Here is a 24,105-nt window from a genome sequence, read left to right as displayed (position 1 = left end):
GTGGCACTGCTCCGATAGTGTAAATCTGTACTGAGTAGTTATGTGCTTCGGGTGCGTTTGTCTCGCATGGAAGACCAGTGTCGTGTTCTGGCGGCCGCAGTCGAGACGCTCGACGACGTCTTCTACGTCTACGACGCAGACGGCAAACTTGCGTACTGGAACGCTCGGCTGAACGAACTGTTCGACCTGACGGATAGCGAACTGTCAGGCACAGCGCCGACCGAGTTCTTCGTCGCGGACGACCGGGCAGCCGTTGAAGCAGCCATCGATGAAGTGTTTGAATCAGGTCAGACGAGCGTCGAAGCGCGGGCAGAGACGACAGAAGGTGTAGTGACATTCGAGCTCAGCGGCCGGCTTCTTACAGGGGACGACGGCACAGTGCAGGGGTTCAGCGGTGTCGGACGTGACATCACGGACCGGCGCGAACGGGAGTGGCACCTTCAGCGACAGAACGAGCGGCTCACGGAGTTCGCTGATCTGCTGGCACACGACCTCCGGACGCCGCTTGCCGTCACCAGCGGCCACCTCGAACTCGCCGCCAAGGAGCTGTCGCCCGAGCGCATCGACGCCGCCAGAGACGGGTTGGAACGGTTAGAAGCGATTATCGACGATATGCGGACGGCGACCAGAGAGGGTGCGCTGGCAACCGAGGAGCAGGCGGTCAATATCGCCGACGTGGCGACGACGGCGTGGAACCACGTCGAAACCGGCAGTGCAGTGCTGGAACCGCCGCCGCCGATACTGGTCGAGGCTGACCCGAAGCGGCTGCTCCGACTGTTCGAGAATATCTTCGTCAACGCCGTCACACACGGCCCTGAACGCGGCGAGCGCGCATCTGGCGAGGACCGCGAGGCTGGCACTACCGACATCACAGTTCGTCTCGTCCCAACGGCCGACGGCTTCGCTGTCGAGGATGACGGTCGGGGAATCGACCCGGACGACCGGGAGTGGGTGTTTGAACCGGGCGCGTCACAGGCGGCTGACGGGACCGGTTTCGGCCTCTACATCGTCAGGACAATCGCCGAAGCCCACGGCTGGACGGTGCGTGCCACAGCAGCAGAACACGGCGGTGCACGGTTCGAGTTCGATATCGATGCAGACACCGCCTGTTAGTCGTCCCCGCCTCAGGGCATGCCGTCGCCGCCCATACCGCCACCGCCCATGCCGCCGCCACCCATACCGCCCATGCCGCCACCGAGGCCGAACGCGCCGAGCAGGCTCGTGACGAGTCCGTAGACGACCAGCCCGAGGCCGCCGACGACCAGAGCGATACCGACGGCGACGATAGGTGCCTTCCACGCGACCAGACCGATGCCGGCGAGCAACACGACGATGCCGCCGATACCAACCGCACCGAGTTTGTCGAGCATACCCGTGTAGGCCAAGCGGGCGGACAAAAGCCCGTCGGTCAGTACTCGAACTCGGTGTCGACGTTCTGTGCCGCCGCGACCATCTCGGCGATTGTGTCCTGCCGGCGAAGCAGCCGCATCGTGTCGCCCTCGACAGCAAAGGTCCCGTCCATCGCGGCGGCGGAGATGTCGAGGTCGCCCTGCAACATTGTGACCCACTGGCTGTAGGGGCCACGGAACGCGAAGTCGTACTCGGGGTCCGCGGCCGTCCCGGCGGCGGTGCAGACGCCGTCCTCGATGACGACGGAGAACTGTATCGGTTCGCCGGAGTAAGCGTCGTCGGCGCGGATTTCGAAGCAGAACGCGGCGGTGAAGCCGTCAGCGCTGTCAGCGAACGCGGCCCGCTCGTTGATCCGGTCGCGCCACGCAGCAGCCCAGTCATCGGCTTCAGTCGGCAGCGTCACAGTCATTGGCAGGCGGTATGCAAGGGGGGCTTTTCTGTGTTGCCTTGTCTGTCCGAGTGTAACACCCGGGGAGTCGTTGCTGTGGCTCCGCGGCGAGCGTGACGAAAACAGCGAAAAGAGCGGTCAGCGACGGGATTCGCCGCCGAGATACAGCCGTGACACCTCGGGGTCATCGAGCAGCGAGTCGGCCTCGCCCTCGAACTTGACCGTCCCCTGGTCGAGGACGAACCCGCGGTCTGAGATGCCCAGTCCCTCGCGGGCGTTCTGCTCGACCATGAGAATCGACGTGCCGAGTTCGTTGACCGTCTCCACGTCGTCGAACACCTCTTTTGCGGTGTTCGGTGCCAGCCCGGCACTTGGCTCATCGATGAGCAACACGTCAGGTTCCATCACAAGCGCACGGGCGAAGGCCAGCACCTGCCGCTGGCCGCCCGAGAGCGTCTTTGCGTTCGCGTCGCGCTTGTCGTCGAGGATAGGGAACCGGTCGTACAGTTCGGTCACGACCTCGTCGAGGCCGCCGTCACGGGCGACCCCACCCATCCGGAGGTTCTCGTCGATGGTCAGCGAGCCGAACACGTTCTCCGTCTGTGGGACGTAGCCGACACCGATGCGGACGATGTCTTCGGGGGCCATCCCGCCGATCTCGCGGTCGCCCAGACGGACGGAACCGGTCCACGGCGTCAGCATGCCGAACACCGTCTTGAGGACGGTGGACTTGCCGGCCCCGTTCGGGCCGACGAGGCAGGCGATTTCCCCCTCACCAAGCGTCAGCGAGAGGTCGTCGAGCACCTGCACCTCGCCGTAGCCGCTGTCGACGCCATCGACGGTGAGGATAGGGCCAGTCATTCCGACGGCCCTCCCAGATAGGCGTCGATGACGCGCTCGTCGCTCCGGACCGCCTCGGGCGGCCCTTCCACGAGGACACTCCCCTGATTGAGGACGATAATCGGGTCAGCAAGCCGCATGATGAAGTTCATGTCGTGTTCGATGATGAGGAAGGTGATGCCTTCCTCGTTAAGTTCCTCGATGAACCCAGCCAGTTTGTCGGCCAGCACGGGATTGACGCCGGCGACCGGCTCATCGAGCAGCAACAGGTCGGGTTCGGCCATCATCCCGCGGGCCAGTTCGACCAGTTTCATCTGCCCACCCGAGAGGTCCGTTGCGGGCTGAGTCGCCAGGTCGCCGATTTCGAACCGTTCGAGCATCTGCTGGGCCTGTTCGAGCGAGCGTCGTTCCTCCTGTTCGACGGTGCTTGGCGAGGTGAACAGCGGGATAATCGATTCCCCGGTCTGGTCGTGTGGGCCCACCAGCAGCGCCTCCCGAACGGTCATCCCCTCCGGTTTGCGCGGCGTCTGGAACGTCCGAATCATTCCCTGATCGGCGATTTCGTGTGGCTTCCGGCCGGTTACGTCGACGCCGTTGACCGAGACGGAGCCCGCATCGGGTTCGTAGAAGCCCGAGACGAGATTGAACAGCGTCGATTTGCCGGCCCCGTTGGGACCGATGAGGCCCGTAATCGTGCCGCGTTCGACCTCGATGGACGCGTCGTCAGTCGCCACGAGGCCGCCGAAGCGTTTCTCCAGTCCTTCGGCCCGGAGCACCGGGTCGTCCTTTCCGAGAATTGGTCCGTCGGAGACGAGCGACTGCTCACTCATCGCGACCACCGCCCAGCGAGTCGGGCCAGATAAGTTCGCGCTCCGGCGGGAGAATCCCCTCCGGGCGGAGTCTGACGATGAAGATGATAAGCAACCCGACCAGCATGAGTCGGAGCGGTGCCGCGCCGATGGGCAGCGCGCCCGTGTCGGTCATGAACCGCGTCCCCTGCTGGATGGCGACGATGGTGAACCCGCCCAGCATCGCGCCGCGGTCGCTGCCGGTGCCGCCGAGGATGACGGCGACCCAGACGTAGAACGTCGTGATGGGCTGGAGGTCCTGCGGGCTGACAAACAGCACGAGGTGGGAGTAGAACACGCCGGCGAGCGCCATGATGAGGCTCCCGATGACAAAGGCCTGCATCTTGAACGCGAACGTGTTCTTGCCCAGCGTCTCCGCGAGGTCCTCGTCGGTCCGGATTGTCCGCAGGACGCGGCCCCACGGCGACCGGTGGATGCGGCGGAGGAACAGGTAGACCGCCGCGACGATGACCGTGACGAGGACGACGTTCAGCAGGCTGGTGACAACCGACTGGGTCGTGTAAAACAGCGGAGCCCCGCCCACGTAGAAGACGTACGGGTAGGTCAGGTCGCCGAGGATCGGCCAGTCGGAGAAGAACAGCGGGATGCCGGTCAGGCCGGCGCTGCCCGCCGTCCACTGGGACTCGTTGAGGATGAAGATTCGGACGACCTCTGCAAGGCCCAGCGACGCGATTGCGAGGTAGTCGTCGCGGAGCTTCAGCGTCGGATACCCGATGATGACCGCGAGCACTGCGGCGAGTCCGAGACCGCCAAACAGCGCGATAACTGGGCTGACGCCGCCGGAGATTGGCGACCCGGACGCCGTCAGCAATGCGGTCCCGTACGCGCCGAGGCCGAAGAACGCCGCGACGCTGAAGTTGATCATGCCGCCGTACCCCCACTGGACGTTCAGCCCCATCGAGAGGAGCATGTACATCGCCGACAGCCCAACGAGATACAGCAGGTATGCCGGGGCGAGGAAGCCGGTGACAACCGCCAGGAGCAAGAATGCGCCGAGCGCGCCGAGCAGTCCCACGACGCCCTTCTCGCGGGCCGAGTAGGCACCGACATCGAGCGTGCTCATGTCATATCACCCGCGATGCCGCGAGGCCTGACAAGCAGGACCGCGACCATGATGACGAACGCGACAGCCGGCGCGTAGGCGTTGCTGATGGGAAGACCGACATCGCTAAGCAGCGGCGTCAGTTCGTGGAGCATCCCGATGAGAAGGCCACCGAGCATCGCGCCGTACACCGAGCCGATACCACCGAGGATGACCGCGGCGAACACGACCAGCAGGATATTGAAGCCGATACGCGGGTCGAGCTGGCTGTACAGTGCGAGGAAGACGCCGCCGGCGGCGGCCAAGGCGCTGCCGACGACCCACATGACGAGAATGACGCGGTCAGTTCGGATACCGCTCACGCGTGCGAGGTCGGGGTTGTCAGCCGTCGCGCGCATCTTCCGGCCAAGCGTTGTCCGCTGGAGCAGGAGGTGCAGGCCGACGACGAGCACCGCCGCGCTGACGATGATCGCCACGTCTCGCTGCGTCACGGCGACATCGAGTGTGTCAAGCAGCAGCGGAATCGGTCCGCTACGGCGGATGTCATACTGTAGAAAGTCCGTCCCGAACGTCCCCTGTAGCACCGCGCGGTAGACGAACGCCACGCCGATGCTCGTGATAAGCAACCCGATCGAGTCCGTATCGAGGGGCTTGTACACGAGAACGTGGGTGAGGACGGCGACAACGGCAGCAAGCGCCATCCCGACTGCAAGGGCCAGGAAGAAGCCGATTGGGAGGCCAAGAACGGTGCCGCCGAGACCACCGAACACGCCGAAGGCGACGAACGCCCCGTACGCGCCCAGAGTCATCGTATCGCCGTGTGCGAAGTTCGCGAAATCGGCGATGCTGTAGACCAGCGAGAGCCCGATACTCCCGAGGATGATGATACTACTGAAAACGAGCCCGTTTGCCAGGTATTGTAATATCTGCGCCATTGGTGAAAATGGGAAAGAGTCGTGGCCGCCTTAGCCCTCGATGAAGCCGGCGGATTCGTACGCGTGGTCAACGACCTCGAACACCTGTAGCAACCCGACCGGGTCGCCGTTCTCGTCGAGGTCGATGGGGCCGCTCACGCCGGTGTAGTCCACGTCAGACGGCGAGCCACCGTTGGCCAGAATTTCGTGTGCCTCCTCGTACGTGGTCGCTTCCTCGCCCTCGGGACGGGTCACGTCCCGGACGACCTCCATGAGTGCTGAACCCGTGAACTCGTCTGCGGCTTCGATAGCGAGTGCGCTGACAATCACCGCGTCGTACGCGTACGCCGACCACGACGTGGGTTCCTCGCCGAAACGCTCCTCGAATTCCGAGACGAACGCCTGGTAGTTCTCGGCGTCCTGTGGGACGCTCGGAACCACGGCTTTCATTCCGTCGAGGCTCCCCTCAGGAGCTGATTCGAGGACTTTCGGACCCTTGACACTGTCACCGCCGTACCAGGCGGCCTGATCGGTGACGCCCAGGTCGAACGCTTCCTGAGACATTGTCGCGAACTCCGGCTGGTAGGTGATGAACACCCACGCGTCAGCGTCGGTGTCGGACATCGAGGAGATGGTGCTGCTGTAGGAGGACTGGCCCTGGTCGTGGGGTTCGTTGTAGACGATTTCTCCGTCGTAGGCCTCGATAAATGCCTCGCCCACGGACTGGCCGTAATCGTTGTTAATCCAGGCCAGGGCGGCGGACTCGTTGCCGTCCTCGCTGAGGAGCGACGAAATTGCCTCCGCCTGGGCCTTGCCTGCCGGCGGCATCCGAAGCAGGTCTGGGAAGTTCGTCAGGTTTGGGCTGGTGCTGTTCTGGCTGATCTGGACAACGTCAGTGTTCTGGACGACGCTTTCGTGGATAGCCGTGCTGACACCGCTCCCGACGGTACCGATGAGCAACGGGACACCCTCCTGATTGACCAGCGTCTGTGCCGCGCTGACGCCACCCTGACTCGTACTCTGGTCGTCCTGCTGTGAGATCTCCAGTGTGCCGCCACCGACGCCGACGGCGTTAACATCATCAAGCGCGATCTCCTTGCCGCGCTGGTTCCGCTGCCCGAACGCCGACAGTGACCCGGAGAGGCTGTCAACCATCCCGATAGTGTAGGTTTCGGACCCGGAGTCCGTCGCGGAATCCGTTGATTCGCCGTCGCCGCCACCACCATCGCCGCCGTCGCCACCACCGTCTTCGGGAGCACCACCGGAACAGCCGGCGAGGCCGACGAGTCCAGCACTGGCAGCGGCTTTGATTACGGTTCGCCTGTCAATCGAGCGCTTGTCATGGTCGTTCATGGTATACTGATATTCTTTTTCGTAACTCCCTGTATAACCGTGTCCCCGTCCATGGTAGGCACCATGTTCTCCACGGCATACGAGAAGCCGTGAATTAATACTTCTGGAACGCGTTTGCCGTATAGAGTATCGCTACGGCTATGGAACGAACGGAGTTTATTACAGTAGACACACACACGGGCGGGGAGCCGACGCGCATCGTACTCGATGGGGTCGAGGCCGACACGCTCAGCGGAGAGACCGTCCGGGAGAAGCGCGACCGGTTTGCAGCCACGGCTGACAATATCCGGAAACTCCTCATGCAGGAGCCCCGTGGGCACGCAGATATGTTCGGAGCGGTCCCGGTGCCAACAGACCGGGCCGACCTCGGGGTTTTCTTCATGGATACTGACGGCTATCTGGATATGTGTGGCCACGGCCTCATCGGGGTCGTGACCGCACTCATCGAACAGGGCGAACTCCCCGAGACACCAGAACTGACCGTCGAAACCCCCGCCGGACTGGTCGACGTGACGGTCGAAATAGCGGATGGCGTTGTCCGCCGCGTTGCGTTCGAAAACGTCGACAGTTACGTCTGTGAGACGGTTCCCGTCGAACAGGACGGCAACCCAGTCGAGGCTCGTATCGTCTACTCCGGGAACTACTTCGCCGTCGTCGACGCTGACAGCCTCGGTGTCACGCTTGACGGCGAGTATGCCACGCAGTGTATCGAACCCGCACTGGAACTCCGTCGGGCAGTCAACGACGCCACACCGGAGGATCCAGTCACCGGAGCGCGGGTGGCCGTCTCGGCAGTCGAACTCACCGCCAGCGGCGACCGGAGCTGTGTCGTGTTCGCCGACGGCTCTGTCGACCGCTCTCCCTGTGGAACAGGCACGTGTGCGCGATTGACCCTTCACCACGCCGACGGCGGTCTCGCTATCGGCGAGCGTGTCGAAGTGACCGGCCCAGTCGGATCAACATTCGAGGGGTACATCAGCGACACCCGCGTCGCCAACGGCGTCACCGTGACCAGCCCGGTCGTTTCTGGCACAGCACATATCACGGGCGAACACACGTTTTATCGGACCGACGACGATACGCTCGGCAGTTTTACGCTCGCTTGATTTCATGACCTAACTGCTGATTTTTTTGGTAGGGGGTGCGTTTAGGCTGATATAGTGGCGTAGTTTCGATAATGATTCCGCCGATAGCGAACAACTTCGTCGCCGGGGAGACAGCGCCGGGGGCGCTCGACCACGTCGCTTCGCTCAACGACGACGACGTCAAGGGCATCCTGAATCTGTTAGGCGAACACTACGACGAGCGCCAGCCGGCCGACGAGGACGCAGACCAGTACATCGAGTTGGTCAAGGAAATCGACAGGAGCGGCCTCGACTGCTGTATCTCAGTCAAGCCCTCACAGATCGGCCTCGACGTTGGCGACGAGGTGTTCGTCGAAAACCTCGAACGCATCGTCGCGGCCGGCGATGACCGCGGCGTCTTTGTCTGGGTCGATATGGAGGACTACACCACGACAGATGTGACCCTCGACGCGTACGAGCGACTCGTCACGGAACACGAGGGCGGCGTTGGCGTCTGCACACAGGCCAACCTCAAGCGAACGCCCGAGGACCTCGAACGGCTCGCGCCCCTTCCCGGGAAAGTCCGGCTTGTCAAGGGGGCCTACTCCGAGCCGAAAACGGTCTCCTACAAAAAGAAAGAGCGTGTCAACGAAGCCTATCGGGACTGTCTCGAACTGATGTTCGAGGAATTCGAGGGCGGCATCGGCGTCGGCAGCCACGATCCGGCGATGATAGACTACGCGAAGGACCTCCACGACGAGTACGGCACTGACTACGAAGTCCAGATGCTGATGGGCGTCCGCGATGACGCCCAGCGCGACCTCGCCGCCGAGGGCGTCCCGATGTGGCAGTACATCCCCTACGGCGACAAGTGGTTCTCCTACTTCTACCGGCGCGTCCGCGAGCGCAAGGAGAACGCGCTGTTTGCTGTCCGGGCCGTTCTGAGCTAGGTGTCGCTGTTTGCCGTCCGTGCAGTCCTGAGCTAGGTGTCCGGGTCGAGCAGTTTCGCTTCTGCCTTCCGAAGGTGTTCTAACAGCGTCGTCTTCGAGACGCCGAGCTTCGAGGCGAGTTCGCGCGTCGAGATACCCCGCGGCCACGCGTAGTAATCCTCCTGTCGAGCGAGTTCGAACGCCTCGCGCTGGCTGTCTGAGAGGCGGTCCATCCGCCGGAGTTGCTGCGGATTGCCGCCGCCGGCGGACGTGATTCGCGTGACTTCGATATCGGCCGACTGCTCCTCGCGGATCTCGTCGAGGAGTGACTCAGCTTCGTCGCGTGAATCCGGGAAAAACACCGGCCAATGTTCGCGACCGTGCCGGACCCGGACCGGGTCGTTGTGAATGAACCCGCGCGAGAGCAGGCTGTCGCTGATGGTGTTGTCCGGATTGTACTCGACGAACAGCTCTCTGGTCGTGTTTCCCGGCGACGAGCCGGTGCCAGTCGCCCCGTGGCGCTCGCGCAGCTCCAGCACAGAGTCGGTCAGCGACGAGTCACGAGTCGCGTCGATGAGGTCCTCGACCTCACTAATACTGTCAGCGTACGCCGTGAACAGGCCCTTTACGCTACCGTTCTGTGTGTTGTACACGCCGTGAGCCAGCAAGCCAGCCGCCGTCTTGTCGGTCACTTCGAGCGTCCAGCAGTCAGGATGCCAGATGCTCAGGGTAAGCTGGAGTCCCCCGTGTTCTGCTTGTGCTTCACTCATACTGTGCGCCCTCCGTATGAAGGGGTGCTAAAGGTAGTCACGATATGGACGCAAATAAAGGTGCGGTTGATAAGGGGAACACCGACCATGGTAGATAATGCCCATTTGTCGGGGATACGTCAGGCTACAGCGGTCCCCCCTGACCATGGACGGTGGAACATATTGGTGGGGGACGCATACAGTACCAACCATGAGTACAGACGACTCACGACGACACTACATCGACGGTGAATGGACGACAGGCACCGGCGACGAAACGTTCTCCAGCGTAAACCCCGCGAACGGGGAGGAACTCGCGTCGTTCCACCGTGGGACCGAGGCCGACGTCGACCGCGCACTCGCGGCGGCCGAGGACGCCTACGACGAGTGGCGCTCGCTCTCGCACATCGACCGCGCGGAATACCTCTGGGATATCTACCACGAGCTGCGTGACCGCCACGAGGAACTCGGCGAAATCGTCACCATGGAGTGTGGCAAGGAGATCAGCGAAGGGCTGGCCGATGTCACCGAGTCCTGGCACATGGTCGAGTGGGCCGCCGGTAACGCCCGCCATCCCCACGGCGACGTGGTCCCCTCCGAAATCGCCAGCAAGGACGCCTACATGCGCCGCAAACCGAAGGGCGTCGTCGGCTGTATCACCCCGTGGAACTTCCCGGTCGCCATCCCGTTCTGGCACCTCGCCGTCACGCTGGTCGAGGGCAACACCGTCGTCTGGAAGCCCGCCGAGCAGACGCCGTGGTGTGCCCACATCATCGCCGAAATGTTCGAGGACTCGGGTATCCCGGACGGCGTGTTCAACCTCGTACAGGGCTACGGCGACGCCGGCAACGCAATCGTCGAGGACGACCGCGTCGAGACCGTCCTGTTTACCGGCAGCGCCGAGGTCGGCCACAAGATAGCCTCGAAGGTCGGCGGCGAGCCCGGCAAGATCGCAGCCTGCGAGATGGGCGGGAAGAACGCCGTCGTCATCACAGAGGAAGCGGACCTCGACATCGCCGTTCACTCGGCCGTGATGTCAAGCTTCAAGACGACCGGTCAGCGCTGTGTCTCCTCGGAGCGTCTCATTGTCCACGAGGATCTCTACGACGAGTTCAAGGAGCGGTTCGTCGACATCGCATCGGACATCGCCGTCGGCGACCCGCTGGAGGAAGACACCTTCATGGGGCCGCTCATCGAGGCGGACCAGGTCGAGAAGTTCAAGAAGTACAACGACCTCGCCCGCGAGGAGGGCGCGAACGTACTCGTCGACCGCGCTGACCTCGGTTCCGAGGAGATCCCCGACGGCCACGAGGACGGCCACTGGGTTGGCCCGTTCGTCTACGAGATTGACTACGACGAGGACCTACGCTGTATCAACGAGGAAGTGTTCGGCCCCCACGTCGCGCTGCTCGAGTACTCGGGCGACTTCGATGAGGCGCTGGAGATGCACAACAGCGTCGACTACGGTCTCGCCGGCGCAATCATTTCCGAGGACTACCGCCAGATCAACCAGTTCCGCGACGAGGCAGAAATCGGCCTCGCCTACGGCAACCTCCCGTGTATCGGTGCGGAGGTCCACCTGCCCTTCGGCGGCGTCAAGAAGTCCGGCAACGGTCTCCCGAGTGGCCGCGAGGTCATCGAGGCTGTCACCGAACGCACCGCCTGGACACTGAACAACTCCAAGGATATCGAGATGGCTCAGGGCCTGTCAGCCGATATCATCACCGATGAGTAAGTCCGTGCAGTCGCCGGAGATCGGCTCCGTCTGTCCGCGCTGCCGCGGCGAGACGACGACGGCGAAAGGCATCGAGACCTGCACCGACTGCTCGTGGGTCGGTTGTCTCGGCGCTGACTGAAGGCGACCGACGCTTCGACGCCCGCTTTTCCGTACGGCCCCGGCACGCGTCTGTCCCACACACCGCCGGCGGCCCGGACCCCCGTTCGCGGTCCGATTTTTCCAAACCTTAAACCTCTCCCCGTCGAAGTACCGTCTATGAGCGACAACGACAGCAGAAAGAACCTGCGGATGCCGGAAGAAGACGAGGTGTTCGCCGTCGTCATGGACATGCTTGGCGCGAACCGCGTCAAGGTACGCTGTATGGACGGCGTCGAGCGCACAGCCCGGATTCCGGGCAAGATGCAAAAGCGCATCTGGATACGCGAGGACGACGTGGTCCTCGTCGAACCATGGGACTGGCAAGACGAGAAAGCCGATATCACGTGGCGCTACGAGAAACAGGACGCAGACCAACTACGCGAGGAGGGACACATCCAGGAGTAGCCTGACATGTATCTGGCCGCGGTGGAGACGGAGGCGCAAGCGTGACCGAGGGGCAGTTCGGCCTGCTCGATACGGACGATGTCGACTCACCGGGTGATGAGTGGGAAGAGGTCGACGTCTCCGACACGGAAGCCGACCGTATCGCCCGCAAGCGGGACCGCGAGTTTAGCGAGTTTCGAAAGCGAATCAAGGACGCCGACCAGTTCAAAGTCGAGGCCAGCGTCTTCGACGACGCGACCTACGGGGCACTGTACAAGCTCGTCCAGGACGGCCATATCGACGCCTTCGGCGGGCCGATCTCGACTGGGAAAGAAGCCAACGTCTACACCGCCCTGTCGGGCGACACGGAGGTCGCCGTCAAGGTGTACCGCATCAACGCCTCCGATTTCAAGGATATGCGGAGCTATCTCGACGGCGACCCCCGCTTCGAGGGTATCGGTTCGGACAAAAAGAAGGTCGTCACCGCGTGGGTTCGCAAGGAATCGTCGAACCTCAAACGCGCCCGGCGGGCCGGGGTCCGGACGCCGGAACCCATCGCCGTCGAGCGGAACGTCCTCGTCATGGAGTATCTCGGGACCGAAGAGGGCCGCAGCAAGCGCCTCAGCGAGGTCCACATCGAGAATCCCGAAACCGCCTACGAAGTCGTCAAGGAGTACACCCGCCGGCTGTACGACGCCGGCCTCGTCCACGGGGACCTTTCGGAGTACAACATCGTCTTTCACGAGGGCCAGCTGTACATCATCGACCTCGGGCAGGCGGTGACGATCCACCACCCCAACGCCGACGACTTTCTGGAACGGGACTGCCGTAACGTCGCGAACTTCTTCGCCAGACAGGGCGTCGACGCCACGCCCGAGGAGCTGCTCGCGTACGTCCGAGAGTACGCGACCCCGAAGGACAAGGACGACACCGCGCCGGGCAGCGACGACGACGCTGTCCCACAGGGAACACCGGCAGAGCGACGCGACGAGGAGTAGGCGGCGCGGTGGCGTGACCGACGCCGAAGTTTTAAACAGGCAGACCCTCCTACACAGAGGTATACTTATGCAACACGTGAAGATTCCGCAGGACCGTATCGGTGTGTTGATCGGCGAGGGCGGTGAGACTATGCGCGAGATAGAGGAGCGCGCAGAGGTCCGACTGGATATCGATTCCGAGGACGGCACGGTGAAAGTCGAGTCCGTCGGTGACCCCGTGACGGCGCTGAAAGGCCCCGACATCGTGAAGGCCATCGGCCGCGGGTTCGCACCCGACGACGCGCTGGCGCTGCTCGACGACGACATGATGATGTTCGAACTCATCGACATCGAGGCTGCCTCCCGCAACAAGAACGACTTCCGCCGCCAGAAAGGTCGTCTCATCGGCGAGGGCGGCCGGACGCGGGAACTCATGCAAGAACTCTCCGGCGCGGCTGTGGTCATCTACGGCTCGACGCTGGGCATCATCGGCGGCCCCGAACAGGTCGACGCCGTGCGAGAAGCCGCCGAGATGATTCTCGACGGCGCGCCCCACGGCTCCGTCTACGCGTTCCTCGAACGCAAACACAACGAGATGAAGCACAAGGGCCTCGAATACCACCAGTTCACCGGGTAACGCCGGCGGTTCGGCTGCGTAGCTGTTGACTGCGAACCACGGCGACAGTATCGGTGCGGACGGTCGCAGTCAGGCATTATCAGGGGCGCACCACACCGTTTTGTCGGAACAGGCGCTACGAGGAGGTATGCCGACCATCGCCGAGACGCACATCGTCAACCGCGAGCGCGTCCAGCCGACTCACGCGAACAACTACCAGAGCGCCCACGGCGGCATCGTCATGAAGTGGATGGACGAAATCGGCGCGATGTCTGCCATGCGGGCCGCCAGGGAGACCTGCGTGACCGCACAGATGTCTCGTGTCGACTTCGAACGACCGATTCCCATCGGCGACACCGCACTCGTTGACTCCTACGCCTACGCTACCGGCCGAACTAGCGTCCGGGTCCGCATCGAGGTCGCCCGCGAGGAGCCACACACGGGCGAAACGGAAGAGACGACCAGCGCGTACGCCACTTTCGTCGCCGTCGACGACGGGACACCGACGCCGGTCCCCGAACTGACCGCCGAAAGCGAGGAGTGCCGTGAACTGCGGGACAGAGCGCTGGCTGAGGAACCCGAGCGAGACTGAGCCGAGTCAGTCGGCTAGGAGGCGGTCAACAATTAGACGCTGACGAACTTCTTGCTACGGCCTTCGGGTCGCTCGGCTATCTCCGGGAGTACGGTGAGCCACTGACCGAGCGTACTCGCTCGGCGAGCCACGCTCGACTCGGACAGGTCCGTCTCGGCAGCCAGCACCGCCTTCAGCTCATCGTACGAGAGGGACCCGCGCTCCGCTATCACTGTCGCAAGGCGGTCGACAACCTCGACCTGTCGAAGGCCAGCAATGAGGCGCTTACGGGCCGCTTCAGTGTCGCCAGACTCGTGCAGGCGGCGGTACTCGAGGCCGTTCTTGGTCAACCCCCAGCGACGGACCTCGCGACCGTCGACCTCTGTCGGCGTGTCCTCGTGTACGAAGCCCAACAGCCAGCCAGCAGTGCCGTAGAGGTCAGCGTGCCGCGAGTCAAACTCCGAGACCGCGTTGTTGATTTCCGCTCTAGTGCCGTCCGTCTCGTCGATGGCCGCCAAGAACTCTCGAAGCGACTCGAAACTGTTGGCAAGCGGGACCTCCTTAGAGGGAATCGTATCGGTCCGCTCCGGTTCGGTCAGTGCGTCCCAAAACTCCGGCTGTAGCTCGTAGCCACTGACCCTCTCGGCAACACCGATGCTGTTGCTGACCATCGTTGCCGCAAGTTGCTCCCCGTCGACGAGGTGTATCTGAAGGTTCTCGGCCGCTCGTCTCGCCGGCCCCGTGAACGAACTGGAGGTGAGAAAGGTTCCCGTCTGGTAGTTCCCTTGAGTCAGTGCCCCGCTGAAGCGTTGTACGTGCCCGCTGCTAACCGTGTTGCCCTCGTGGTATCGCTTGACCTGCGCACCGAACAACACCCGGACGACATCCTCCTCGATGACGCCCTCGACGTCGATGCCGTCGTCCTGCCGGAACGCCGTCACCTGCACCGACTCCGTCTCGAGGCGGCGGCTGAGGACCATCTTGCACAGGATCTCGAACTGCTCCGGCGACACCTCGTACAGCCTGTCTCGGAGATGGTCTTGCATAGCCGCGGCTTGCATATCTCTCACCAGCGGCCACGTTCACATAAGCGCCGGGCATGGTTTCAGCGGCCGCGACAATGCGCTTCGGAATCGAGCCGGCCGGGAGTTGAACTGGCGGCAGAATCGCGTCGCTCGCCGTCCAGCGCGTCAGATCCCGGTTCTGACTCTCCGACCACAGTAGTCACTCGGCGACGGAGGCCTCACAGAAGTGTACTCGGAAAAGCCTCGGCCGGAATTTGAATCCGAGGTCTCGTCCTTACCAAGGACTTGCTTTACCGAGGAGGCCTTCGGCCCTGAAAGCGGCGACCTTTGCCGAAAATTTCCACTTTGCGCGCTTCTCACCTCTCTGTTAGCAATCTACTTATAAAAGAATTGGATATTCGGACCCGTATGCCGTCTGTGGACGCAAGAAATCGACAAACGTGTTCGAGTGAGTGATGCCCTCTCTGTCACATCAGAATTTTGGGATATGCGTGGTTCAACTGAATGGCTCCCTTCATCGAGTCGGGCGAAACACGATGAAAGAACTCAGTCCTGCCGTTGGACGAGGGACAAATGAATGAGCAATCCGAGGATACCCAAGAATCCCAAGATGACACCTCGGAGTTGCGGATTGGAGAACTCCCGCTTCTCCGAATCGGAATACACGTAGTAGCCGACAGTTGGCCAAAATACGAGTAGATACAGCCCGACTCGAATCAACACGCCGTTGTAAGCGGTTAGAAGGCTCACCTCGCTCTTACCTCATCGACGCGGGGAACCATATCAGGAATATCAGTTAGGCATTGAGAAATGTCTATCGGCGTATTTTTCGACTATTTAGTCGTCGTCAGCGGTGTATGCACCACCCCGACGCTTGATACGCGCGACGACCAGACGCTCATTGTTCCGACGAAAGCTCACGGAGAGCCGAAACTCCCCGACGCGTATCTTCTTGTACGGGCTGTTCTGGAGCGGTTCCCCGTAGTCCGGCGGGTCGCGCCACGGCGAGGAGACTATCTCATCGAGTTTGTCGAGTATCCTGTCTTGGTCGGCGGGGGAGAGTCCATCGAGGTCATTCTCGGCGGTCGAGGAGAGTTCCCACGTCCACTCCTCATCACTCATCCGTACCGAACCGCTCGCGGGCCTCCTCGGCGCTCGTCGTTCGTCCCTCGCGGATGTCCTCCTCAGCTTCGAGCAGGGCGACGAGTTCGTCGCGGTCGAACGTCGGGAACTCGACGGCGTCTCGAAGCGTGTACCGGATGAACTCGCTCCGACTGTTGAACCCGCGTCCCTGCCACGTATCGTCTATCTGTTCGAGGAACGACTCGGTGAGTTTGAAATTCACCGTGGCGATGTCGTCCCCTCCGTCGTCGTTTGTGGCCGCTTCAGACATATAGACGTAATACGCTGGTCTTACCAATAGGCGTTTCGGCGGGGCCTCACTCGCCGCGTAACCGACGTGGATGGCCGCATCGAGAGGCAGTTCTATCACATTCTTGACCAAGGTTCAACCCTCCCTCTGTGAGCGTTGATTAGCGAAATCCTGTGTGTCCCTGAAGCGACGCGCCCCCGGTCGATTTCGGGTCTATCCCGCCGCTGTCTGTGATTTAATTTGTGTGTCCTGACACCTCTCCGAATCGCATTACGGCGAGGGATGCCCTGTTTAGCGAGAGAAGCGAATCTTGAACGGGTTTCGTTCAGACGAATGTAGTCAGAAAAGTGTGCGTACAAGGAGTGTACGGAGGAAAGAGCCTAGGCCGGAATTTGAATCCGGGGTCTCGTCCTTACCAAGGACGCGCTTTACCGCTAAGCTACCCAGGCGCGTTCTCGGCAAGGGTTGCCGGTAGGCCGTCCAATTCGGCCCCTCTTATCATATTATAACCATTGCACTTTTATAAAACGTGGGGTGGGAGCGGTGTATGCCGAATCAAGACCAATCCGTTTCGCTAATTTTCGGGGTTGAATTGCATTGAACATGGGCCGATGTTCGTTTGCCCGGTAGCCTACGGCACCGGCCAGTCGGGGAAACTGATACACCGATTGGGGCTGATAGTATGGGTATGAGCGACGAAAAGAACGAGAACCCCAAGATACGCATACCTGACGACGAAGAGGACGTTCACGAAATCGCAGGCGCGGAGACGGACGAAGAGAAGGCGCTGGCGGTCGCGCAGGCTCGTCTGATTGGCGACCTACCTGACGAGTAACCCACGACGCCCACCGGCCCATGAACACTGACGAATCGTCTCTCGGTCGCTGTCCGGACTGCGGCGAGCCTATTCCCTCTGCGTGGCTCCTTGTCGAGTACGAACGGGCCGATGGCACCGAGGGCGAGTGGGCCGAATGTCCGGCGTGTGAGGACGTTGTAGCGCCGGAGTGACGACCTGTCCATGAGGTACGCCACCGAACAGGTTACTGACCCGAACCACAACTACCAGCCATGACCTTCCGCCTTCCACCCGAGCGCGTGCCAGAAGACCAGCCGTGGCGCGACCGCGACTTCCTTCGGTGGGCCTATCACGAGCGGGGCCTGTCGCCTCGAACTATTGCCTACGAGTTGGGTACCGAAGTGAGCCGCGTGACCGTCCACATGGAACGCCTCGGCGTCCTTCGCCCGTGGCGACACGAACCGACACTGCGCCGCCTGTACGTCGAACAGGGCCTTTCAGCGGACGAGATAGCGGCCCGTGATGGATTCGACTGTAGCCCGACGACCGTCCGGAAGTATCTCGCGGAGTACGGGCTGACCGACGAGAACGCCGACGAAATCACCTACGGTCGTTTGGACGAACTCGGCAGTGAGTCGCCCGTGCCGACAGCATAACTTGGGAACCCACGACGACCCGGAGTATTATTCCACTTCCCGCTCACGTTCCGACTATGGTTTCCCGCGAGAATCAGGTCATTGTCGCCTTCGGGCTGTTGGCTATCGTCCTTCTCTACGCCAGTGCCACCTTCACGAACCTTCCGACGTGGGTGAATATCGCAGTCGTGATTCTCGTCGGCGTCGTCGTCCCACAGGTAATCAATAATTCGAGAAGCGCGCAATGACCCTCTTAACCGCATACAACGGCCTGCTGGTTCGTGTTGGCCTGTATCTTCTCGTGTTTTGGCCGACCGTTGGGTACTACGTCTACTCGGATTCGGAGAAACGAGGCTTGGCGAACTCGAAACTCCGAGGTGTCGCGTTGGGCTTCCTTGGAATCCTCGGCTTACTTATTCACCTTGCTCTCGTTCAGCGTCAAGAGTGAGGACCATTCAGCGGAATCAGAATCAGGGTATGTGGACTGTTGCATGATACCCTGAAATACTACTAAAGAGCCGATACCCGACGACCCCGCTACGAACGCCGTCTTCGACCACCGCCACCGGCCTGTTCCCGGCTCGCAGTCCACCGCTCTCGTCCTCGAAGCCCGACGCCGACGAGTGGGCCACGCAGTCGAAGGCGACCGTCACGACCGGCTACGGAACCTGTACGAACCGCTAATAGCCTTCACGCTCTCATGAAAATCGGTCGGTTCGACCACCGCTGAAACGGACTCTCAATCAGAGAGCGCCACCGTTCAGAATTTTCACCATCGCTCTCACAGCCCCCGTCCCTACACCCGACTGTCCCGGCCCGACCGGTGACCCCCCGTCCCCCACCGGGGGGCAGTCCCCGGCCTCTTGCACCCCTACCAGCCCACCCCATCTGTCAGAGGGTACCCACTGGCCCCTGTCCCTGTAGAGCGCTCGCAGGGTACCTGCGCCAGTGTTGCGAGGGTGTAGGCACAGGTTGGGCTACGGGTCGAGGCTGGCCCAACCAGAGACGGGGGCTGTGGCCCGTAGAGGGGCGCTACGACTATCTCCCCCTACCTAAAACGCCTTTAGACGGCTTTAGAGCCAGTTTTCTCCTGTTTCGGAGGTCATTCCGAAATGGGGAATAACCGCAGAGAGTGCCAAACCCCCCGAAGGGGTCCGGACTTCAGGTCATTCCAACCCTCGAAATGAACTACGGAGCGACGTACAGACTCGTCTGGGCTGTCCAAGGTCAAGGGCAAAACTTCTCTTTCTATACCGTCTCTTTGTCTCTCATTATCTTAACTTTCGAGAAGCACCTTGGACACCCCGGACGAAGCCACCTATTCAGACGTGGTGAGTTCGTCAGGCCAGTCCGCCGAGTCCTGCTGTGGAATTTCGTCCTCGTCGGCGTCCGATAGGTTTAGACCCCGGAAGCAATGTACTCGCTCACCACCCAACGTCGGACGGGCCGTTTCTACGTTGTATTCCCGCGTCAGGTAGTCACTGAACGAATTTTTCGGCTTCGCTTGTCGTCCTGTTTTGGCACAGAAGGCCGTGTAGGCAGAGTAGATTTTGTCCTTCGGCAGTTCAGTGTCCGGGACCAATTCAGCGCGGTCGTCCACGAAGCGGTCGATTGAGTTGCCGTACTCTTTCCACAGGTTCCGCTTTTCGTCAAGCGCGAGTTCGTCAGTGAAACCCCCGTTTTCCATGAGGCGAGCGAAACCTTCGAGCGCCCAATTCAGGATTCCCGGCAACTCGGTTTTGAGTTCGTCCTCGATTCCTTCCTCTCGCTCGTCACGCGGAATCGTCTCGGGGAATTGAACGTGAAGCCACCGCCGATAGAAGGCGTCGTCTTCGTGCTTAACTTCGGGAACTCGGTTGGTTGCGTAAATCTGTTTCTGCGTCATTCGGACGGTACGGTACTCCTTGTACTTCTGATTCGCTTCGACCGGTTCGCCAGCGGCGATATGCTTGAACTGCCCAACGTTTTCGACTACGCTCGCGTCCAAGTCGTTGCTGATGTTAGCGAAGGTTCCGTGTGCTTGAGCGAGGGCGTACTCGTCGTTCGTTAACTGCTGAATCGAGAGGTGAGACACGTTCTCTTGCCCGAGAAGCGCGGTCAGTACATTGAGGAAGGTACTCTTCCCGGTCGCGGTCGGCCCGACGACCATCAGCGCCTTGTGATAGGGCATTTCCCACGGATGAAACACCGTGTAACCGACAAATTCCTGAAGTTTGTCCACGTCGCTCTCGGCCACTCGGTTAGAGATGAACCGCCTGAATCGTGGACAGCCAGCCTCGGGGTCATATTCGACGGAGAGGCGTTCACGGAATCGGTATTCGGGGCTATGGGGGTCCAATTCGGGATTGGATGGGTCGGAAACGTCCAACACGCCGTTCCTTACGCAGACCTTGCCTTCAGGGCTGAACTCGTCTTCTTTTATCGAGGGCTGACTGTCGAGTTTGTGCAGGATGTGCTTGGCCTCGCTCGGTGTGTTGTGTTCACGTAACTTCGCTTCCAATCGTTCCCTCACGATTCGTTCGGCGTCGTCCTCGTAGATTCCCGTCTCGTCGTTGTAGCGGACCATCTCGCCAGCACGTTCGAGCGATTCGATGTGAAGGTCGTCTTTGAGTTGGTCTACGGCCTTCTGTCGAGCCGTTTTCGCGCTTCTATCGGGGTCCGCATAAGCGCCATAGATGGTGGCCCAAGGGTCAATGTTCTGTCTGTCGCGTACCTGCCAATCGTTCGGATTTGCGAGGTAGTCACTGAACGCGTCTTTCACGGTCTGGTTGCTGACCAGCCCTGTAGCGTTAGAAAGCGGCGTACCGTCAGGGAAATTGTCGTTCTCGAAAGCCCGGCGAATTTCCTCTGCGGTCGCGTCCCCTACCGGGTTGGTAGCAATCACTTGGTTGTTCTCTCGAATCCACTCGTCGGGTTCTGCTTCAATAGCCTGCGCTACTTCAACGGCAGAGACACTCTGCGCCGAAGACGTTACGTCGGTCGGGTTCGTATCAGTCATTGTCGGTTTTCGTAGTGTAATGGGGCTGTCGGGCCGGTCAGGTGTGGGAACTCTCCGGCCCTATTCGTCCTCACGAGAACCACCGTTCAGTGGGCAGTCTCGTCAGGGTCGTACTGGTCGCACATCTGTCGAATGAGCGAGTCGTAGTCCTGTCCCCCTCGTTTCAGGGCGCGAACCATGTCGCGCGTTTCAGGGCGAACTGGAATACTGGCATATTGTGATTCTGCCATACTACAGCAATCGTTGGGAACACTAATAAAGGCCAGTCTGGTTCATCCTCAAAACCGGCCACAGGAACGCTCTTGATAGGGATATTAGCGCTTCAGCAAATCTGATAGGGGTATCAAGAGCGACCCACCAGTTCCCATCAGAATCCATTCGGATATGCTTCGATACCCTCACACTCGTCGGCGTAGTTGGGACAGTCCGAACCCTTTTGATACTTCTTACCGATAATATGACATAGAGGTGGCCCGCCAGTGAGCAACGCTGTAGATACGACGAATGGGGTCGTGCTGTGCTTCGACCGCGACCACACTGTATCGGTCAACGGCCACCCCGAGAAGCGAGCGGTGCCGATTGGATGGATTCAGTATTGGGCGCACGTTCTCGAAATTCCTGTGTGGGCCTCCGGCAATCAACATCTGCGGGTGGAAGCCGAAATCCCCGGTATCAGCGAGGGTGAACACCTGTGGGAATCGTACATCGACGGTGACGAGTACAACTACGAGAACTCGCAGTTCAAGGACTTCCACAAGCCGCGCCGTCGGGACGGTCTTCGGCTCATTCAAGACCTGTATCAAGAGACGTTCCCCGACGAGGACTTCCGGTTCATCGTCGTTGACGACGCCGACGTAAGCGACTTGGAAGACGAAGGCCCGTGGTGTCACTACTTCCCGTGGGACTTCGTGGAAGCCGTCGAATCCGGCGACTTCGCGCTCGAAGAACCTCCGTCCGACGCCTACCGGAACGACGGTGTGCCGTTCAACTCGACCAACGACCCGGATTTCGAGTACGACCAGAAGCGGGAACTCCGGCAGATACAGAAGAGGGTGCGTACCCCCGTCGGTTCCGAGAAATAACAGAGCGCCCTACAAGTCGAGTCAGAGCGAGAGCGGACATATTCTGGCAACCACGCGCTCGTCGTCCACGAACTTCACCGGAGCAAATAACACGCTCGCATGAAATGAGAGGCATATGACCCTCTCGTTGGAAGAACTGGACTCACATCTTTTCAAATGCGCCGACATTATTCGTGACGCCGTAGACCCGACCGACTACAAGGAGTACATCCTGCCGCTCGTCTACTACAAGTCGATTTCCGACGAGTTCGAGAAACAGTATCAGCAGAACCTCGAAGAGTACGGCGAGGACTTCGCCCGCCGGGAGAACCTATACGACATTCCGGTCGTTCCCGAGGGCTACCTGTGGGACGACCTTCGTTCCGTCTCGGACAACGTGGACAAGGAACTGAACGAGGCCTTCGACGCGCTCACCGACGAGAACCCCGAACTTCAGGGCCTCTTCCGGGCTGATTACATCGACGCCGACGCGTTGGACGACGACCGGCTCGGAAAACTCGTTGAACACCTCTCGAAGCACGACCTTGACCGTGACAGTATCCCGCCGGACATGCTCGGAGAGGCGTACATGGACCTTGTACGCCACTTCGCAGAAGAAGAGGGGAAGTCGGGCGGGCAGTTTTTTACACCTCCTCATATCGTGAATCTCTGCGTTCGCCTCGTGGACGAGTTCGAGGACGGCCACACCTTCCACGACCCAACGGTCGGCTCGGGCGGTATGCTCATTGAGGCCGCCCGGTACTACCGCGAGGAACAGGGTGGCGACCCCTCGAAGATGACCTTCACCGGGCAGGAAATCAATCCCGACATAGCGGCGATTGCGAAGATGAACCTCTCGATTCACGGCCTCAATGGCACCATCGAGCGCGAAGACTCGTTGTCGAGTCCGGCGTTCACCAACGAGGACGACAACGAACTCAAGCGCTTCGACCGAGTGCTGGCTAACTTCCCGTTCTCCGTTGATTGGGACAAGGACGGGCTTCAGGACGACCCGTATGGTCGCTTCCATTGGGCCGAGAAACTCCCCCGCGCCGACCGGGGCGACTACAGTTTCATCATGCACATGGCCGAGCAACTGAAGGACCCCGACCGGGGAGACGACTCGGGCGGGAAGGCGGCTATCGTCATTCCTCACGGCGTGCTGTTCCGCAAGCACGAGAGCAAATACCGTGAGCCAATGCTCGAAGACGACCTTGTAGAAGCAATCGTCGGGCTTCCCGAGAACCTCTTTCAGAACAACTCGATTCCGAGCGCGATTCTCGTCCTGAACACCGACAAGGCAGACGAACGGGCGCACGAGGTACAATTCATCCACGCCGCCGACGAAGCCTTCTACCGCGAACTCTCGAACCAGAACGAACTGACTGACGAGGGCCTCGACCACATCGTCGAGAATTTCCGCAACTGGACGACCGAGGAACGGGTCAGCCGAACGGTGTCAATGGACGAAATTCGAGAGAACGACCACAACCTGAACATCGCTCTGTACGTCGATACCACCGAGCCGGAAGAGGACATTGATGTTCAGGAAGAACTCGGCAAACTACGCGAGTTATTCGTCTTTAGCTAAGACTCACACCTCGGTTGTGTAGCGGTAGCGAGCGTCTCTTGTAAGATCGGTCGTTGTTGGTGGATTTTCTGGGCATCTTCGATTAGCCGCTCCAACAACGGCGGTGGCGAGTAACCGAGGTACTCACCGAGTTCGTGAAGGATGAGCTGGGCGTGCGACCGGAAGGTCGCCGCCCAGCGTTCCGGCGGAAACACGATCTCATCGTCGGCCTGCTCAGTGACCAGATCCAACAACTCACGACTCACCAGCAGTGACAGCAACGCTGCGTACAGTAGAATCTTCACGACATCAGGGTTGTTCGTGTCGAATTCGTCCAGTTCGTACTGCGTCTTCAACTCACGGAACAACGTTTCTACTTCCCATCGACACCGATACAGCGTCGCTAGATCCGCCGGGAGAAACTCCTCTCTCGGTAGATTCGTGATGTATAGGTGGTAGTCGTCGGCGTCCTCGTTGCGGACGCCGACGACGCGAAATCGCTTCGTGTCCAGCGACCGGGTTCCCTCGTACTGGCCACGCTTGAACTCCGCTTCCACCTCTACGTCGATGTACTTCCGCGAGAGATCATCGACCACATCGTGGATCTGTTTGCCCTCCAAGGGAATGGCGCGGCCGCGCCATTCCCGTAATTCCGCCGTTATCACC

At 60.9% G+C, this 24,105-nt stretch carries 29 protein-coding genes, 1 tRNA gene and 1 pseudogene; 15 read left to right on the top strand and 16 right to left on the bottom strand.

Annotated elements, in window-relative coordinates; translation table 11 throughout:
• Nucleotides 1-66: 66 nt before the first annotated feature.
• Nucleotides 67-1,113, top strand: a complete 1,047-nt coding sequence (locus tag AMS69_RS17440) for a sensor histidine kinase (protein WP_053969329.1) — start codon at nucleotides 67-69, stop codon at nucleotides 1,111-1,113.
• An 11-nt stretch (nucleotides 1,114-1,124) separates the two neighbouring features.
• Here AMS69_RS17440 and AMS69_RS17435 read toward each other — a convergent pair whose 3' ends face one another.
• The 7 genes from AMS69_RS17435 to AMS69_RS17405 form a co-directional block, all read right to left on the bottom strand.
• Entirely contained in the window at nucleotides 1,125-1,370 is a 246-nt protein-coding gene (locus AMS69_RS17435) for a DUF7470 family protein (protein WP_004590621.1), read from the bottom strand.
• Nucleotides 1,371-1,408: 38 nt separating this feature from the next.
• Entirely contained in the window at nucleotides 1,409-1,819 is a 411-nt protein-coding gene (locus AMS69_RS17430) for an SCP2 sterol-binding domain-containing protein (protein ID WP_053969328.1), read from the bottom strand.
• 117 nt (nucleotides 1,820-1,936) lie between these two features.
• On the bottom strand, nucleotides 1,937-2,659 hold the full coding sequence (locus tag AMS69_RS17425) for an ABC transporter ATP-binding protein (RefSeq protein WP_053969327.1): 723 nt from the start codon (nucleotides 2,657-2,659) through the stop codon (nucleotides 1,937-1,939).
• Nucleotides 2,656-3,468, bottom strand: a complete 813-nt coding sequence (locus AMS69_RS17420; RefSeq protein ID WP_053969326.1) for an ABC transporter ATP-binding protein — start codon at nucleotides 3,466-3,468, stop codon at nucleotides 2,656-2,658. The genes AMS69_RS17425 and AMS69_RS17420 overlap by 4 nt, the downstream gene beginning before the upstream one ends.
• The gene (locus AMS69_RS17415) at nucleotides 3,461-4,570 is read right to left on the bottom strand and encodes a branched-chain amino acid ABC transporter permease (RefSeq protein WP_053969325.1); all 1,110 of its coding nucleotides are present in this window, start codon (nucleotides 4,568-4,570) and stop codon (nucleotides 3,461-3,463) included. The genes AMS69_RS17420 and AMS69_RS17415 overlap by 8 nt, the downstream gene beginning before the upstream one ends.
• A complete protein-coding gene (locus tag AMS69_RS17410) occupies nucleotides 4,567-5,484 on the bottom strand; it encodes a branched-chain amino acid ABC transporter permease (protein WP_053969324.1) in 918 nt (305 codons plus the stop codon). The genes AMS69_RS17415 and AMS69_RS17410 overlap by 4 nt, the downstream gene beginning before the upstream one ends.
• 30 nt (nucleotides 5,485-5,514) lie before the next feature.
• Nucleotides 5,515-6,816, bottom strand: coding sequence for an ABC transporter substrate-binding protein (locus AMS69_RS17405; RefSeq protein ID WP_053969323.1), 1,302 nt, complete (start codon nucleotides 6,814-6,816; stop codon nucleotides 5,515-5,517).
• A gap of 140 nt (nucleotides 6,817-6,956) precedes the next feature.
• Between AMS69_RS17405 and AMS69_RS17400 the strand changes: the two genes are divergently transcribed.
• On the top strand, nucleotides 6,957-7,922 hold the full coding sequence (locus AMS69_RS17400) for a proline racemase family protein (RefSeq protein ID WP_053969322.1): 966 nt from the start codon (nucleotides 6,957-6,959) through the stop codon (nucleotides 7,920-7,922).
• Nucleotides 7,923-7,993: 71 nt separating this feature from the next.
• A complete protein-coding gene (locus tag AMS69_RS17395; protein ID WP_053969321.1) occupies nucleotides 7,994-8,830 on the top strand; it encodes a proline dehydrogenase family protein in 837 nt (278 codons plus the stop codon).
• A gap of 32 nt (nucleotides 8,831-8,862) precedes the next feature.
• Here the strand turns inward: AMS69_RS17395 and AMS69_RS17390 are convergent, their stop codons facing one another.
• Nucleotides 8,863-9,579 (bottom strand): helix-turn-helix domain-containing protein, encoded by a 717-nt coding sequence (locus AMS69_RS17390; RefSeq protein WP_053969320.1) that lies wholly within the window; start codon nucleotides 9,577-9,579, stop codon nucleotides 8,863-8,865.
• A gap of 190 nt (nucleotides 9,580-9,769) precedes the next feature.
• On the opposite strand from AMS69_RS17390, the gene AMS69_RS17385 reads away from it, so the two are divergent.
• From AMS69_RS17385 to AMS69_RS17365, 6 genes are all read left to right on the top strand, one after another.
• Nucleotides 9,770-11,293, top strand: a complete 1,524-nt coding sequence (locus tag AMS69_RS17385; protein WP_053969319.1) for an aldehyde dehydrogenase family protein — start codon at nucleotides 9,770-9,772, stop codon at nucleotides 11,291-11,293.
• On the top strand, nucleotides 11,286-11,414 hold the full coding sequence (locus tag AMS69_RS21150) for a hypothetical protein (protein ID WP_274378017.1): 129 nt from the start codon (nucleotides 11,286-11,288) through the stop codon (nucleotides 11,412-11,414). Before AMS69_RS17385 ends, AMS69_RS21150 begins: the two co-directional genes overlap by 8 nt.
• A gap of 137 nt (nucleotides 11,415-11,551) precedes the next feature.
• The gene (gene eif1A, locus AMS69_RS17380; RefSeq protein WP_004516096.1) at nucleotides 11,552-11,839 is read left to right on the top strand and encodes a translation initiation factor eIF-1A; all 288 of its coding nucleotides are present in this window, start codon (nucleotides 11,552-11,554) and stop codon (nucleotides 11,837-11,839) included.
• 41 nt (nucleotides 11,840-11,880) lie between these two features.
• Entirely contained in the window at nucleotides 11,881-12,816 is a 936-nt protein-coding gene (gene rio1, locus AMS69_RS17375; protein ID WP_053969318.1) for a serine/threonine-protein kinase Rio1, read from the top strand.
• A 67-nt stretch (nucleotides 12,817-12,883) separates the two neighbouring features.
• On the top strand, nucleotides 12,884-13,432 hold the full coding sequence (locus AMS69_RS17370; protein ID WP_053969317.1) for a KH domain-containing protein: 549 nt from the start codon (nucleotides 12,884-12,886) through the stop codon (nucleotides 13,430-13,432).
• A gap of 127 nt (nucleotides 13,433-13,559) precedes the next feature.
• Complete coding sequence (locus AMS69_RS17365) at nucleotides 13,560-14,003, top strand: acyl-CoA thioesterase (RefSeq protein ID WP_053969316.1); 444 nt, start codon at nucleotides 13,560-13,562, stop codon at nucleotides 14,001-14,003.
• Nucleotides 14,004-14,035: 32 nt separating this feature from the next.
• Here AMS69_RS17365 and AMS69_RS17360 read toward each other — a convergent pair whose 3' ends face one another.
• From AMS69_RS17360 to AMS69_RS17335, 4 genes are all read right to left on the bottom strand, one after another.
• Complete coding sequence (locus AMS69_RS17360) at nucleotides 14,036-15,043, bottom strand: restriction endonuclease (protein WP_053969315.1); 1,008 nt, start codon at nucleotides 15,041-15,043, stop codon at nucleotides 14,036-14,038.
• Nucleotides 15,044-15,844: 801 nt separating this feature from the next.
• On the bottom strand, nucleotides 15,845-16,129 hold the full coding sequence (locus AMS69_RS17345; RefSeq protein ID WP_053969313.1) for a type II toxin-antitoxin system RelE family toxin: 285 nt from the start codon (nucleotides 16,127-16,129) through the stop codon (nucleotides 15,845-15,847).
• Nucleotides 16,122-16,400 carry a ribbon-helix-helix domain-containing protein gene (locus tag AMS69_RS17340; protein WP_053969312.1) on the bottom strand — a complete coding sequence of 93 codons (279 nt, stop codon included), beginning with the start codon at nucleotides 16,398-16,400 and terminating at the stop codon, nucleotides 16,122-16,124. The genes AMS69_RS17345 and AMS69_RS17340 overlap by 8 nt, the downstream gene beginning before the upstream one ends.
• 356 nt (nucleotides 16,401-16,756) lie before the next feature.
• A tRNA-Thr gene (locus tag AMS69_RS17335) sits at nucleotides 16,757-16,828 on the bottom strand.
• Nucleotides 16,829-17,067: 239 nt separating this feature from the next.
• Here AMS69_RS17335 and AMS69_RS20335 point away from each other — a divergent pair.
• The 4 genes from AMS69_RS20335 to AMS69_RS20330 are packed head-to-tail and all read left to right on the top strand — an operon-like array spanning nucleotide 17,068 to nucleotide 18,058.
• On the top strand, nucleotides 17,068-17,214 hold the full coding sequence (locus AMS69_RS20335; protein ID WP_155119989.1) for a hypothetical protein: 147 nt from the start codon (nucleotides 17,068-17,070) through the stop codon (nucleotides 17,212-17,214).
• 20 nt (nucleotides 17,215-17,234) lie between these two features.
• Entirely contained in the window at nucleotides 17,235-17,387 is a 153-nt protein-coding gene (locus tag AMS69_RS20765) for a DUF7837 family putative zinc-binding protein (RefSeq protein ID WP_202904576.1), read from the top strand.
• A 60-nt stretch (nucleotides 17,388-17,447) separates the two neighbouring features.
• Nucleotides 17,448-17,831: a hypothetical protein gene (locus AMS69_RS17330; RefSeq protein ID WP_053969311.1), complete on the top strand. Its 384-nt coding sequence runs from the start codon at nucleotides 17,448-17,450 to the stop codon at nucleotides 17,829-17,831.
• A 56-nt stretch (nucleotides 17,832-17,887) separates the two neighbouring features.
• A complete protein-coding gene (locus AMS69_RS20330; RefSeq protein ID WP_155119988.1) occupies nucleotides 17,888-18,058 on the top strand; it encodes a hypothetical protein in 171 nt (56 codons plus the stop codon).
• A 222-nt stretch (nucleotides 18,059-18,280) separates the two neighbouring features.
• Here the strand turns inward: AMS69_RS20330 and AMS69_RS20325 are convergent, their stop codons facing one another.
• From AMS69_RS20325 to AMS69_RS20760, 3 genes are all read right to left on the bottom strand, one after another.
• Nucleotides 18,281-18,463, bottom strand: coding sequence for a hypothetical protein (locus tag AMS69_RS20325; protein WP_155119987.1), 183 nt, complete (start codon nucleotides 18,461-18,463; stop codon nucleotides 18,281-18,283).
• 665 nt (nucleotides 18,464-19,128) lie between these two features.
• The gene (locus tag AMS69_RS17320; protein WP_053969309.1) at nucleotides 19,129-20,808 is read right to left on the bottom strand and encodes a DNA primase family protein; all 1,680 of its coding nucleotides are present in this window, start codon (nucleotides 20,806-20,808) and stop codon (nucleotides 19,129-19,131) included.
• 86 nt (nucleotides 20,809-20,894) lie between these two features.
• Entirely contained in the window at nucleotides 20,895-21,038 is a 144-nt protein-coding gene (locus tag AMS69_RS20760; RefSeq protein WP_202904575.1) for a hypothetical protein, read from the bottom strand.
• 249 nt (nucleotides 21,039-21,287) lie between these two features.
• On the opposite strand from AMS69_RS20760, the gene AMS69_RS17315 reads away from it, so the two are divergent.
• A complete protein-coding gene (locus tag AMS69_RS17315) occupies nucleotides 21,288-21,890 on the top strand; it encodes a hypothetical protein (RefSeq protein ID WP_202904574.1) in 603 nt (200 codons plus the stop codon).
• A 115-nt stretch (nucleotides 21,891-22,005) separates the two neighbouring features.
• Nucleotides 22,006-23,460, top strand: a complete 1,455-nt coding sequence (locus AMS69_RS17310; protein ID WP_053969308.1) for a type I restriction-modification system subunit M — start codon at nucleotides 22,006-22,008, stop codon at nucleotides 23,458-23,460.
• On the opposite strand, the pseudogene AMS69_RS17305 reads toward AMS69_RS17310, so the two are convergent.
• A pseudogene (locus tag AMS69_RS17305) lies at nucleotides 23,457-24,105 on the bottom strand (IS4-like element ISHma1 family transposase); the annotation flags it as partial. The gene AMS69_RS17310 and the pseudogene AMS69_RS17305 sit on opposite strands and share 4 nt — an antisense overlap.

This window comes from Haloarcula rubripromontorii (assembly GCF_001280425.1).
Lineage (GTDB): Archaea > Halobacteriota > Halobacteria > Halobacteriales > Haloarculaceae > Haloarcula > Haloarcula rubripromontorii.
The sequence above is the reverse complement of the archived record's forward strand: the minus strand, read 5'-3'. Positions and strand labels throughout refer to the sequence as shown.